The organism is Metapseudomonas phytobenefica, assembly GCF_043392685.1.
Taxonomy (GTDB): Bacteria; Pseudomonadota; Gammaproteobacteria; order Pseudomonadales; family Pseudomonadaceae; genus Metapseudomonas.
Window position 1 is genome coordinate 1 of the sequence record NZ_JBHZGM010000017.1, and the last position, 12,724, is coordinate 12,724.

13 protein-coding genes are annotated in these 12,724 nt (G+C 64.6%); 8 read left to right on the top strand and 5 right to left on the bottom strand.

Translation table 11 applies throughout. The features are described 5' to 3' along the window. Positions 1-308, top strand: a 308-nt coding sequence (locus ACFW0B_RS14610; protein WP_449149315.1) for an aldehyde dehydrogenase family protein, incomplete at its 5' end; no start/stop codon positions are given. 311 nt (positions 309-619) lie between these two features. Here ACFW0B_RS14610 and qhpR read toward each other — a convergent pair. Next, on the bottom strand, positions 620-1,672 hold the full coding sequence (qhpR, locus tag ACFW0B_RS14615; protein ID WP_449149317.1) for an AraC-like transcriptional regulator QhpR: 1,053 nt from the start codon (positions 1,670-1,672) through the stop codon (positions 620-622). A gap of 298 nt (positions 1,673-1,970) precedes the next feature. Here qhpR and eat point away from each other — a divergent pair, with 298 nt between their 5' ends. The 7 genes from eat to ppa all read left to right on the top strand — a co-directional run bounded on the left by eat (position 1,971) and on the right by ppa (position 8,662). Beyond that, entirely contained in the window at positions 1,971-3,338 is a 1,368-nt protein-coding gene (gene eat / locus ACFW0B_RS14620; protein WP_449149319.1) for an ethanolamine permease, read from the top strand. 108 nt (positions 3,339-3,446) lie between these two features. Beyond that, positions 3,447-4,841 (top strand): ethanolamine ammonia-lyase subunit EutB, encoded by a 1,395-nt coding sequence (locus tag ACFW0B_RS14625; RefSeq protein ID WP_449149321.1) that lies wholly within the window; start codon positions 3,447-3,449, stop codon positions 4,839-4,841. A gap of 16 nt (positions 4,842-4,857) precedes the next feature. After that, positions 4,858-5,691, top strand: coding sequence for an ethanolamine ammonia-lyase subunit EutC (gene eutC, locus ACFW0B_RS14630; protein ID WP_449149323.1), 834 nt, complete (start codon positions 4,858-4,860; stop codon positions 5,689-5,691). A gap of 220 nt (positions 5,692-5,911) precedes the next feature. Continuing rightward, on the top strand, positions 5,912-6,370 hold the full coding sequence (locus ACFW0B_RS14635; RefSeq protein WP_449149325.1) for a GNAT family N-acetyltransferase: 459 nt from the start codon (positions 5,912-5,914) through the stop codon (positions 6,368-6,370). A 200-nt stretch (positions 6,371-6,570) separates the two neighbouring features. After that, the gene (locus ACFW0B_RS14640) at positions 6,571-7,227 is read left to right on the top strand and encodes a DedA family protein (protein WP_449149327.1); all 657 of its coding nucleotides are present in this window, start codon (positions 6,571-6,573) and stop codon (positions 7,225-7,227) included. Positions 7,228-7,237: 10 nt separating this feature from the next. Further along, a complete protein-coding gene (locus ACFW0B_RS14645; protein ID WP_449149329.1) occupies positions 7,238-8,056 on the top strand; it encodes a M90 family metallopeptidase in 819 nt (272 codons plus the stop codon). A 78-nt stretch (positions 8,057-8,134) separates the two neighbouring features. Next, positions 8,135-8,662 (top strand): inorganic diphosphatase, encoded by a 528-nt coding sequence (gene ppa / locus ACFW0B_RS14650; protein WP_004420411.1) that lies wholly within the window; start codon positions 8,135-8,137, stop codon positions 8,660-8,662. Positions 8,663-8,740: 78 nt separating this feature from the next. Here the strand turns inward: ppa and ACFW0B_RS14655 are convergent, their stop codons facing one another. The 4 genes from ACFW0B_RS14655 to ACFW0B_RS14670 are packed head-to-tail and all read right to left on the bottom strand — an operon-like array spanning position 8,741 to position 12,690. Next, positions 8,741-9,892, bottom strand: coding sequence for an acyl-CoA dehydrogenase family protein (locus ACFW0B_RS14655; protein ID WP_449149331.1), 1,152 nt, complete (start codon positions 9,890-9,892; stop codon positions 8,741-8,743). Then, positions 9,892-11,001, bottom strand: a complete 1,110-nt coding sequence (locus ACFW0B_RS14660; protein WP_449149333.1) for an enoyl-CoA hydratase/isomerase family protein — start codon at positions 10,999-11,001, stop codon at positions 9,892-9,894. The genes ACFW0B_RS14655 and ACFW0B_RS14660 overlap by 1 nt, the downstream gene beginning before the upstream one ends. Positions 11,002-11,003: 2 nt before the next feature. Further along, positions 11,004-11,897: a 3-hydroxyisobutyrate dehydrogenase gene (gene mmsB, locus ACFW0B_RS14665; protein ID WP_449149335.1), complete on the bottom strand. Its 894-nt coding sequence runs from the start codon at positions 11,895-11,897 to the stop codon at positions 11,004-11,006. A 19-nt stretch (positions 11,898-11,916) separates the two neighbouring features. Further along, positions 11,917-12,690, bottom strand: a complete 774-nt coding sequence (locus ACFW0B_RS14670) for an enoyl-CoA hydratase (protein ID WP_449149337.1) — start codon at positions 12,688-12,690, stop codon at positions 11,917-11,919. Positions 12,691-12,724: the final 34 nt, after the last annotated feature.

The following is a 12,724-nucleotide window of genomic DNA, read 5'->3' on the forward strand; positions in this document are numbered from 1 at the left end:
GCCCGGTGGTGGGCGTCACCACCTTCAAGGACGAAGCCGAAGCCCTGGCGATCGCCAACGACACCGAGTTCGGCCTCGGCGCCGGCCTGTGGACCCGCGACATCAACCGCGCCTACCGCATGGGCCGCGGTATCAAGGCCGGCCGCGTGTGGACCAACTGCTACCACCTGTACCCGGCGCACGCCGCCTTCGGTGGCTACAAGAAATCCGGCGTCGGCCGCGAAACCCACAAGATGATGCTCGACCACTACCAGCAGACCAAGAACCTCTTGGTGAGCTACGACATCAACCCGCTGGGCTTCTTCTGATCTCTGGCACCCCCATAAAAAACGCGGCCTCGGCCGCGTTTTTTCATTCTCATGGGCAATGTTCCTGTAGGGGGGAATTCATTCGCCAAGCAGGCCGAAGGGCTGCAATTGCGAACGCCTAGCTGGCCGGATGCCTCCCTCATCCGCACGCGGCCTGCCCCGGCCCCGCCGTAGGAGCGAGCTCTGCTCGCGAATGGCCCACGCACCGAATCGCGAGCAGAGCTCGCTACATACTCTTGAACTCCGCGCGGAGGCATTAACCCTCTCCCTGAAGGGAGAGGGGGCGGTTTGTGCCAAGACTTCCACAGGCCTCAGCGCTCATCCCCCCGCCACTGCCGCGGGCTCACGCCGAACCAGCGGCGGAAGGCACGGGAGAAGGCGCTGGTTTCGGAATAGCCGAGCAACGGCGCCAGTTCGGAGATGGGCCGCTGGCGCTGGCGCAGGTAATGCAGCGCCAGTTCGCGGCGGGTCTGTTCCACCAGTTGGCTGAAGCTGAGGTTCTCTTCGCGCAGGCGGCGTTGCAGACCGGTCGGGGTCAGTTCCAGGCGCTCGGCGATCTGCTCCAGGCTGGGTTCGCCCAGGCTCAGAGCCAGACGGATCTGCGTGCCCGCCGCCTCCAGCAGGCTCGGCTCGCCGCCCTGCTCGCCCAGGCGGCGGATCACATCCTGGAACAGGAACAGCAGATTGGGATCGGCCTCGGGCATCGGCTTGCCCTGCACGTCGCCCTTGGGCACCAGCAGAAAATTGCACGGCCGGCCGAACTGCACCGGCGCACCGAAGGCCTGGCTGTGCTCCTGCCAGCCCTCAGGGCGGTCATGCACGAAGGCCACCGCGCGCGGGGACCAGTCGCGGCCCAACACGTGGCGGATCAGGTTGAGCGCCATGCCCATGGTGAGCTCGGCGTCCTGGCGGCGGTCGAGGATCGCGCCGTGGCGAACCTGGTAGTCGAAGCGCAAGCACTCGCCGCAATCCACCAGGCGGATCAAGGTGCTGTGCTGGTGATAGGGAAAGGCCGCGGCAAAGTTTTTCAGCGCCTCTTCCAGGGTGTTCGAGAACAGCCCGACATAGCCCAGCAAGCCGAGGTCGCGGGGTTGGAACTGCTGGCCGTAGCGCAAGCCGAAATTGTCGCAACCGGATTGTCGCGCAGCCTCTTCCAGCACTTGGCAGTAGTTGGTCAGGGCCAGGCTCAGGGTCGGGTGCCGCAGTTGTTCCGGATCGATCCCGGCACGGCCGAAGATGCGGTCGAGGTCGCCGCCCTGATCCGTGATGAAACGGTCGAGACCACTGGCGGCAGCCGATAACACGCCGACGTTGCTGGTCATGTGCGCCTGCAGGCCGGCACTGGGGAACAGGGACTGGTTCATCACGGACTTCCAGGTCTTTTTTTGATCGCACGTTCAAGCAAAACCCATGCCCTTGCGCCGTACCTTGCAGGCATTGGCCGCAGCCCCCGCGCGCGGGCCATTGCCGGGCCAGATCCGTGCACGGTGGCGCTCCATGCACCGGGCCGGAGCAGGGGCCGTGGGGCGATGGGTAACAAAGCGACACAACTTGACCGCACAGGCCGCACATGGCGTTCCACGGTCAAGTCCTGCGCAGGGGCGCTGGATAAGATCGGACCTGGTCTTCCACCAACGACGCCCCCTGGGGCGAGGAGTCCCGATGAGCACAACACAACTAAAACCAACGCTCGGCACCCTGCACCTCTGGGGCATCGCGGTCGGTCTGGTGATCTCAGGCGAATACTTCGGCTGGAGCTACGGCTGGGGCACGGCCGGCACCCTCGGCTTCCTGGTTACCGCCCTGCTGGTGGCCACCATGTACACCTGTTTCATCTTCAGCTTCACCGAACTGACCACCGCCATTCCCCACGCGGGCGGCCCCTTCGCCTACAGCCGTCGCGCCTTCGGCGAAAAGGGCGGGCTGATCGCCGGCATCGCCACCCTGATCGAGTTTGTCTTCGCCCCGCCGGCCATCGCCATGGCCATCGGCGCCTACCTCAACGTGCAGTACCCGGAACTGGACCCGAAGCACGCCGCGGTGGGCGCCTATATCGTGTTCATGACCCTGAACATCCTCGGCGTCAGCATCGCCGCCACCTTCGAGCTGGTGGTCACCGTGCTGGCCGTGGCCGAGCTGCTGGTGTTCATGGGCGTGGTCGCGCCGGGCTTCAGCTTCTCCAACTTCGTCTTCAACGGCTGGGCCGGCTCCGATGAGTTCGGCAGCCAGGCCATCTCCGGCATCTTCGCCGCCATTCCCTTCGCCATCTGGTTCTTCCTCGCCATCGAGGGCGCGGCCATGGCGGCCGAAGAAGCAAAGGATCCGAAGCGCACCATCCCGCGTGCCTACATCGCCGGCATCCTCACCCTGGTATTCCTGGCCATCGGCGTGATGATCATGGCCGGAGGCGTGGGCGACTGGCGCGAACTGTCGAATATCAACGACCCGCTGCCGCAGGCCATGAAGGCCGTGGTCGGCAACGACTCCACCTGGATGCACATGCTGGTGTGGATCGGCCTGTTCGGCCTGGTGGCCAGCTTCCACGGCATCATCCTCGGCTACTCGCGCCAGTTCTTCGCCCTGGCCCGCGCCGGCTACCTGCCGCGCAGCCTGGCCAGGCTGTCGCGCTTCCAGACGCCGCACCGCGCCATCATCGCCGGCGGCGTGGTGGGCATCGCCGCCATCTACAGCGACGGCCTGGTGAACCTGCAGGGCATGAGCCTGACCGCCGCGATGATCACCATGAGCGTGTTCGGCGCCATCGTGATGTACATCATCAGCATGCTCAGCCTGTTCAAGCTGCGCGCGAGCGAACCGCACCTGGAGCGCACCTTCCGCGCGCCGGGCTATCCGGTGGTGCCCGCCATCGCCCTGGTGCTGGCCGTGGTCTGCCTGCTGGCGATGGCCTGGTTCAACACCTTGATCGGTTTCATCTTCCTTGGCTTCATGGCGGCGGGGTATATCTACTTCCAGTTCACCGCCCACCATCGCGCCGGTGCCCCGGCCGATGCCCTGCTGAACCGCGCCTGAGTCAGGCGAAGAAGGCCCAGCAACGATGGATAGAAAGCGCTATCCACCCCACGGGTTGCGCTCGACCCAGGAGCGTGGCCCGGGGCACCTCACCAAGGAGAGCTTCGAGTGAGCAGTTTTTCCCACAGCGTCGGCGGTGAAACCTGGCGCTTCGACAGCCTCAAGGACGTCATGGCCAAGGCCAGCCCGGCACGCTCCGGCGACTACCTCGCCGGTGTAGCCGCCACCAGCGACGGCGAGCGCGTCGCCGCGCAGATGACCCTGGCCGACATCCCTCTGAAGCACTTCCTCGACGAGGCGCTGATTCCCTACGAGGAAGACGAGGTCACGCGGCTGATCATCGACAGCCACGACCGTGCCGCCTTCGATCCGGTCAGCCACCTCACCGTCGGCGGCTTCCGCGACTGGCTGCTCAGCGAGCATGCCGACGAAACCAGCCTGCGCGCCCTGGCCAAGGGCCTGACGCCGGAGATGGCCGCGGCGGTGTCGAAGATCATGCGCGTGCAGGACCTGGTGCTGGTGGCGCAGAAGATCCGCGTCATCACCCGCTTCCGCAACACCATGGGCCTGCGTGGCCGGCTCTCGACCCGCCTGCAACCCAACCACCCCACGGACGACCCCGCCGGCATCGCCGCGAGCATTCTCGACGGCCTGCTCTATGGCAACGGCGACGCCATGCTCGGCATCAACCCGGCCACCGACAGCATTGCCTCCATCTGCGCGATGCTGGAAATGCTCGATGCGATCATCCAGCGCTACGAGATTCCCACCCAGGCCTGCGTGCTGACCCACGTCACCACTTCCATCGCCGCCATCGAGCGTGGCGTGCCGCTGGACCTGGTGTTCCAGTCCATCGCCGGCACCGAGGCGGCCAACGCCAGCTTCGGCATCAGCCTGAAGATTCTCCAGGAAGGCTATGAAGCCGGCTTGTCGCAGAAGCGCGGCACCCTGGGCAACAACCTGATGTACTTCGAAACCGGCCAGGGCAGCGCGCTATCGGCCAACGCCCACCACGGCGTCGACCAGCAGACCTGCGAAACCCGGGCCTATGCGGTTGCCCGGCACTTCAACCCGTTCCTGGTGAATACCGTGGTGGGCTTCATCGGCCCGGAGTACCTCTACAACGGCAAGCAGATCATCCGCGCCGGCCTGGAGGACCACTTCTGCGCCAAGCTGCTGGGCGTGCCCATGGGCTGCGACATCTGCTACACCAACCACGCCGAAGCCGACCAGGACGACATGGATACCCTGCTGACCCTGCTTGGCGTGGCCGGGATCAACTTCATCATGGGCATCCCCGGCTCCGACGACGTGATGCTCAACTACCAGACCACCTCCTTCCATGACGCTCTCTACGCCCGCCAGAGCCTGGGCCTGAAGCCGGCGCCGGAGTTCGAGGCCTGGCTGGAGCGCATGGGCATCCTGGTGCAGAGCGATGGCCGGGTCATGCTCGGCGACCAGCTGCCGCCCGCCTTCCGCCAGGCCATCGCACGACTGGCCTGACCCCGAGGAGAGATGCATGAAAACTCCACGCCCCATCTCCGGCCACACCGCCAACCCCTGGGAAGAACTGCGCCGCCTGACCCCGGCACGCATCGCCCTGGGCCGCGCCGGCATCAGCCTGCCCACCCATGCCCAGTTGAACTTCCAGTACGCCCACGCCCAGGCGCGAGACGCGGTACACCTGCCGTTCGACCACGCCGGCCTCAGTGCCGCGCTGGCCGAACGCGGCCGCGACAGCCTGCTGCTGCACAGCGCGGCGGCGGACCGCGACACCTACCTGCAACGCCCGGACCTCGGCCGGCGCCTGGATGCCGCCTCGCGGGAACAGCTGCGGGAGTACGCGCGGGCCAATCCCGGCGGCTACGACCTCGCGGTGGTGGTGGCCGACGGCCTGTCCGCCCTGGCGGTGCAGCGCCACAGCCTGCCCTTTCTCGAACGCATGGAAGAACAGGCCCTGGCCGAAGGCTGGTCGCTCTCGCCCGTGGTGCTGGTGCAACAGGGGCGCGTGGCGGTGGCCGACGAGATCGGCGAACTGCTCGGCGCGAAGATGGTGGTGATCCTGATCGGCGAACGCCCCGGCCTCAGCTCACCAGACAGCCTCGGCCTGTACTTCACCTGGGCGCCGAAGGTGGGCCTCACCGATGCCTATCGCAACTGCATCTCCAACGTGCGACTGGAAGGCCTCAGCTACGGCATGGCGGCCCATCGCCTGCTCTACCTGATGCGTGAAGCCTGCCGCCGCCAGCTCTCCGGGGTGAACCTGAAGGACGAAGCCGAAGTACCGAGCCTTTCCGGCGAGCCGGACCGCGCCCTGGCCGGCAACTTCCTGCTGGCGACCGACCACCACTGACTTTTCCGCAGCCGGCGCTGCGCTCGAACCACGCGCCTTCATCGAATCCCCGCCGGCAAGCAGCCGCCCTCGTGACGGCACCAGCAGTCACGAGGCGACCAGCCAGTCAAACGCTTGTTTGGATTGCGCTTTCCACATTGTCTGATGCAGCATCGACCGCGCTGGCTGGCACAGCCCCTGCATTGCCATTCACGTCAATCCACAGATACCGAGGCCCACCATGCGCATCGTCCAAGCCACCCTGGAGCACCTGGACCTGCTTACGCCGCTGTTCGTGAAGTATCGTGAGTTCTACGGTGAACTGCCGTTCCCGGAGTCTTCGAAGAAGTTTCTGGAAAAGCGCCTGAGCCGCAAGGAGTCGGTGATCTACCTGGCCTTCGCGGATGACGACGACACCCGCCTGCTGGGCTTCTGCCAGCTCTACCCGAGCTTCTCCTCACTGGCCCTCAAGCGTGTGTGGATCCTCAACGACATCTATGTCGCCGAGGACGCCCGCCGCCAGCTGGTGGCCGACCGCCTGCTGCAGACCGCGAAGAAGTTGGCGCGGGAAACCAATGCCGTGCGCATGCGCGTGTCCTCCAGCGTGAGCAACGAAGTGGCGCACAAGGTGTACGAATCCATCGGTTTCCACGAAGACACCGAGTTCAAGAACTACATCCTGCCGATCAACAGCGACTGAACCCGCTGCCAGGGCCCGGCCAGCGAGCCGGGCTCTGCCCACTCCCCTTCCCTCGCAATCTGATCCGCGAAATCACTCGCAACAGATGCAGTCCTCGTGCCGTCCGCAATTCGGACAACCGCTCGCCGTTGCCGGGAAACTTCCCCCTATAATGCGCCGATAAACGCCCTCACCCGCCGCAGCCACTCACAAGGCGTCTCATGGATTTCAACCCGATCGACCTCATCCTGCACCTGGACCAATACCTCAACCTGCTGGTCACCAACTACGGAACCTGGATCTACGCCATCCTCTTCCTGGTCATCTTCTGCGAGACGGGCCTGGTGGTAACGCCCTTCCTGCCCGGCGACTCCCTGCTCTTCATCGCCGGCGCCGTCTGCGCCACCGGCGGCATGGACCCGTGGCTGCTGGGCGGCCTGCTGATGCTCGCCGCCATCAGCGGCGACAGCACCAACTACCTGATCGGACGCACCGCAGGCGAGCGCCTGTTCAGCAACCCGGACTCGAAAATCTTCCGCCGCGACTACCTGCAGCGCACCCACGAGTTCTACGACCGCCACGGCGGCAAGACCGTGACCATGGCGCGCTTCCTGCCCATCGTGCGGACCTTCGCCCCCTTCGTCGCCGGCGTGGGCCGCATGCCCTACCCCCGCTTCCTGGCCTTCAGCGTGCTCGGCACCATCCTCTGGGTGGGCGGCCTTGTGACCCTCGGCTTCTTCTTCGGCAACGTGCCCTTCATCAAGCAGAACCTCTCGCTGATGGTGATCGCGATCATTGGCGTATCCCTGCTGCCGATGGCCATCGGCTTCGCCCGAAGCCACTTTCGTACCGCCAAGAGCGCCGAGCACTCGAGCTGATCCGCGCCCCATGTGGTCCTATCGCAGCTGGCGCCGTCGGCGCATCCTCGCCCGCAATCCGGTCACAGCCCAGCAATGGGCGGTGGTGCAACACCGCCTGCCGATCCTCGACGGCCTGGACGAAGCGGAGAACCAGCGCCTGCGCGAGCGCAGCGTGCTCTTCCTGCATGAAAAGCGCATTACCGCCCTGCCCGGCGTCGAGCTCACCCACGAGGACCGCCTGACCCTCGCCGCGCAGGCCCAGCTGCCCCTGCTGCACCTGCCCGACCTCAACTGGTACCAGGGCTTCCATGAACTGGTGCTCTATCCCGACGACTTCATCAGCCCCCAGCGCCACCGCGACGCGGCGGGCGTGGAGCACGAATTCGACGACGAGCGCAGCGGCGAATCCTGGCAGTACGGCCCGGTGATCCTCGCCTGGCCCGGCGTGACGGCCAGCGGTGGCTGGGATGGCTACAACCTGGTGATCCACGAGCTGGCACACAAGCTCGACATGCTCAACGGCTCGCCCAACGGCCTGCCGCCGCTGCACCGCGACATGCGCCAGTCCGACTGGGCGCTGGCCATGAAGACCGCCTTCGACTCACTGAATGCCCAGCTCGACCGCGACCCGGACGCCGAAACGCCGATCGATCCCTACGCGGCCGAAGACCCGGCGGAATTCTTCGCCGTTGCCAGCGAGTACTTCTTCACCGCACCGGACTTGCTGGACCAGGCTTTTCCCGCTGTCTACCGCCAGCTCCAGGCCTTCTACCGCCAGGATCCGCTGGGCCGTCTCAAGCACTTGCAGGACACCCATCCCGACTATCGCGACGCGACCAATGGATGAGCACAACTGCGTGGCATCGGCCCTGGAATGTGCCTATAATCGCGCCCACTTTTTTGGCCTACCCCCAGGGAGTTGACCATGAGCTACAGCAAGATCCCGGCTGGCAAAGACCTGCCGAACGACATCTACGTCGCCATCGAAATCCCGGCCAACCACGCGCCGATCAAATACGAAATCGACAAGGACAGCGACTGCCTGTTCGTCGATCGCTTCATGGCCACCCCGATGTTCTACCCGGCCAACTACGGCTACATCCCCAACACCCTGGCTGACGACGGCGATCCCTTGGACGTGCTGGTCGTCACCCCCTACCCGGTCGCCCCGGGTGCCGTGATCCGCGCCCGTCCGGTCGGCGTCCTGCACATGACCGACGAAGCTGGTGGCGACGCCAAACTGCTGGCCGTTCCCCACGACAAACTGAGCGTCCTCTACAAGGACGTGAAGGAATACACCGACCTGCCGGCCCTGCTGCTGGAGCAGATCAAGCACTTCTTCGAGAACTACAAGGACCTCGAAAAAGGCAAGTGGGTGAAAGTAGAAGGCTGGGGCAACGCTGACGAAGCCCGTGCCGAAATCACTAAAGCGGTTGCGGCTTACCAAAAGTAAGTCCCGACCTCTCATGAAAAGCCGGCCACAAGCCGGCTTTTTTATTTCTGGTATCAGGCGGCATACGCCGCCTGACACTTACAGGGTGTAAGTACTGAGCTCACGAGCGATCAGCAAACGCTGGATTTCACTGGAGCCTTCGTAGATCTGGGTGATGCGGGCATCGCGGTAGAACTTCTCCACCGGGTAGTCCTCCAGGTAGCCGTAGCCACCGTGGATCTGCACGGCGCTGGAGCAGACTTTCTCCGCCATTTCCGAAGCGAACAGCTTGGCCTGAGACGCTTCGGAAAGGCACGGCACGCCAGCGTCCTTCATCCGCGCGGCATGCAGGATCAACAGACGCGCCGCGTTTATCTGCATGTGCATGTCCGCCAGCATATTGGCGATGCTCTGGTGCTCGATGATCGGCTTGCCGAACTGCACCCGTTCGCGGGCGTAAGCCAACGCCGCCTCGAACGCGGCCCTGGCGATGCCCAAAGCCTGCGCAGCGATGCCGATGCGGCCGCCTTCCAGGTTGGACAGGGCGATGGCCAGGCCCTTGCCGCGCTGGCCCAGCAGGTTTTCTTGCGGGATGCGGCAATCGCTCAGGGTCACCGCACAGGTGTCGGAGGCCTTGATCCCCATCTTGTGCTCGCTGCGGTCGACCACGAAACCTGGGGTATCGGTGGGCACCAGAAAGGCCGAAAGGCCCTTTTTACCGAGTTCCGGGTCGGTGACCGCAAAGACGATGGCGAGGCTGGCACGCTTGCCGTTACTGACAAACTGCTTGGCGCCGTTGAGCACCCACTGGCCGTCCTTGAGCTCGGCACGCGTGCGCAGGTTGTGCGCTTCGGAACCGGCATGTGGCTCGGTCAGGCAGAAGCAGCCGATCTTGCGGCCCGAGGCCAGGTCCGGCAGCCAGGTCTGCTTTTGCTCGTCACTGCCGTAGCGCAGGATCGGCCCGCAACCTACCGAGTTGTGAATGCTCATGAACGCGCCCAGCGCGCCGTCGCCAGCGGAAATCTCCTCGACGGCAACGGCATAGGCGACGTAATCGACAAAGGTGCCCTGCCACTGCTCCGGCACGATCATGCCAAGCAGGCCCAGTTCACCCATGGTCCTGACGACGCCATCATCGATCCAGCCAGCCTTTTCCCAAGCCTGGGCGTTAGGCGCCACTTCGCTGCGGGTAAAATCGCGCGCCATGTCGCGAATCATGCGCTGGTCTTCGCTCAGTTCAATGTCATACATCAGCGAATTCTCTCATCGGGCTCGGCGGCTTGCCGCAGGGCCGGTTTGCTCTTGGGGCGGGTGGCAAAAAAGCTCTGGACCAGCTCCTGCTGCACCTGCTCGATCGTGGCTTGCTGCCAACGTGGCGACTTGTCCTTGTCGATAATCAGCGCGCGCACCCCTTCGATCAGGTCACCGCGCTCAAACCAGGCATGGGCCAGCTCAAGCTCCTGGGCGAAGCATTCGGCCAGCGACTTGTCCTGCCCGCGTTGCATGAGCTCAAGGGTGACGGCGACTGCCAGCGGCGAACGGCTCTCAAGGGTTTGCAGCGTTTCCTGTGCCCACTCGGCAAACTCAGGACGCGCTTCACTCTTGAGCGAGGCGACAATCGCCTGCACCGAGAGTTGGCTGAAGTGCTCGTCGATCGCGCCGCGTACGGCCTCGAGCCCGGCACCGGGCAGACGCTCACTGGCCAGCGTAGCCAGCAGCGAACGCAGGTCTTCGCGCGGGTTGTAGGTCCAGTTCATGTTGTTCAGGCAGTGATCGAGCTCGGCCAGTTGCTCGGGCTTGAGGCACCAGTCGGCCAAGGAGGCATAAAGCGCATCGGCTGCACGGACATGATTGCCGGTCAGCGCCAGGTAGATACCCAGCTTGCCCGGCAGACGCGGCAGGAAGTAGCTGCCACCGACATCCGGGTAGAAACCGATGCTCACCTCGGGCATGCCCATACGGGTCGACTCGGTGATCACCCGGAAGGTCGCACCCTGTACCAACCCCATTCCACCGCCCAGGACAAAGCCATTCATCAGCGCCAACACGGGCTTGGGATAGTGGTGAATGTACTGATCGAGCCGGTATTCCTCGGACAGGAACACAAAGTGCTGGTTATCACCGCCCAAGTGGCTTTCATAGAGCATGCGGATATCACCGCCCGCGCAAAACGCCTTCTCGCCGTTGGCACGCAGCACCACAGCCAGCACCTTGGGGTCTTTTTCCCAGGCCTTGAGATGCTGATCGAGCAGACGAATCATCGGCAGCGACAGGGCATTGAGCCCTGCCGGCCGATTCAGCGTCAGGTGCCCGATGCCGTTGCGCACCTCGGATATGACAGGCAAATCGTGCTCGCTCACGATCAGCTCTCCTGCTTGTGATAGAGGCTGATGATGGCGGAGAAATCCAGCTGCCCATTACCCAGGCTGCTGAAGGTCTGATACAGCTGCTGCGCGGCCGCACCAAGGATGACCGGCTGGCGCACCTGACGGGCAGCCTCGGCGGCCAGCCCCAGGTCCTTGAGCATCAGGTCGGTGCCAAAACCCCCGGTGTAGCCACGCGAGGCCGGTACACCTTCCATCACCCCCGGGAAGGGGTTGTAGGTATCGGAACTCCAGCAGCGGCCGCTGGCGGTATTGATGATGCCGGCCAGCACTTTCGGGTCGACGCCCAGCGCGACACCCAGGCTCATCGCCTCGGAAGTGGCGATCATGGAAATGCCCAGCAGCATGTTGTTGGCGACCTTGGCCGCCTGGCCGGTGCCGGCATCGCCGCAATGCACGATGTTCTTGCCCATGGCCTGCAGCACGGGCAGGGCGCGGTCGAAATCAGCCTTGGCGCCACCGACCATGAAGGTCAGGGTGCCGGCGGCCGCACCACCGGTACCACCGGACACCGGCGCGTCGAGCATGGCGTGGCCCTTGGCGCTGACCGCGCTGGCCACATCTCGTGCGCTTTGCGTGTCGATGGTGGAGCTGTCGATCAGCAGGGTCGGGGATTTCAGCGCGGCAAGCAGGCCGTTGTCGCCCAGGTACACGCTTTTCACATGCTGCGCAGCCGGCAGCATGGTGATGATGATTTCCGGGCTGTACTCGGCCGCAGCGGCCGGGGATTCGACGGCGGTGGCACCTTCGGCAACCAGCGATTGCACGGCGGCGGCGGAAAGGTCGAAGACGAACAGTTCGTGGCCGGCCTTGACCAGATTGCGCGCCATTGGCGCACCCATGTTGCCGAGACCGATAAATCCGATACGCATGGTTTTCTCCAGGAAGGCGTCAGTTGTGTGTGAACACAGGGGCACGTTTTTCGACGAAGGCACGCATGCCTTCCTTCTGGTCGTTCAGCGCGAACACCGAATGGAAGACCCGGCGCTCGAACAGCAGGCCTTCGCGCAGGCCCACTTCGAAGGCACGGTTCACGCATTCCTTGTTCATCATGATGCTCGGCAGGGACTTGGCCGCGATCAGCTGGGCGGCGTCCATGGTGTCCTGCAGCAGCCTTTCCAGCGGAATGATGCGCGCCACCAAGCCGGCACGCTCGGCTTCTTCGGCATTCATCTGGCGCCCGGTCAGGCACAGGTCCATGGCCTTGGCCTTGCCCACGGCGCGGGTCAGACGCTGGCTGCCGCCAATGCCGGGCAACACGCCCAAGTTGATCTCGGGCTGGCCGAAACGGGCATTATCAGCGGCGAAGATCATGTCGCAGAGCATCGCCAGTTCACAGCCACCGCCCAGGGCGTAGCCGGCTACGGCGGCGATGATCGGCTTGCGGCGCGAGGCGATGTTGTCGGCAATGCTGAAAAAGTCTTCCAGATAGGCTTCCTGGAAGGTCTTGTCGGCCATTTCCTTGATATCGGCGCCAGCGGCGAAGGCCTTTTGCGAGCCGGTCAGCACCATCACGCTGATTTCCGGGTCACGGTCGAACTGGCAGACCGCATCGCTGAGCTCGCGCAGAAGCGTCTGGTTCAGCGCGTTGAGGGCCTGCGGGCGGTTCAGGGTGATCAGCGCTACGCGGTCGTGGCGTTCGATCAGCAGCGTTTCGTAGTTCATTGTCATGCTCTCCCACGTGGCCGGGCACGGGGCC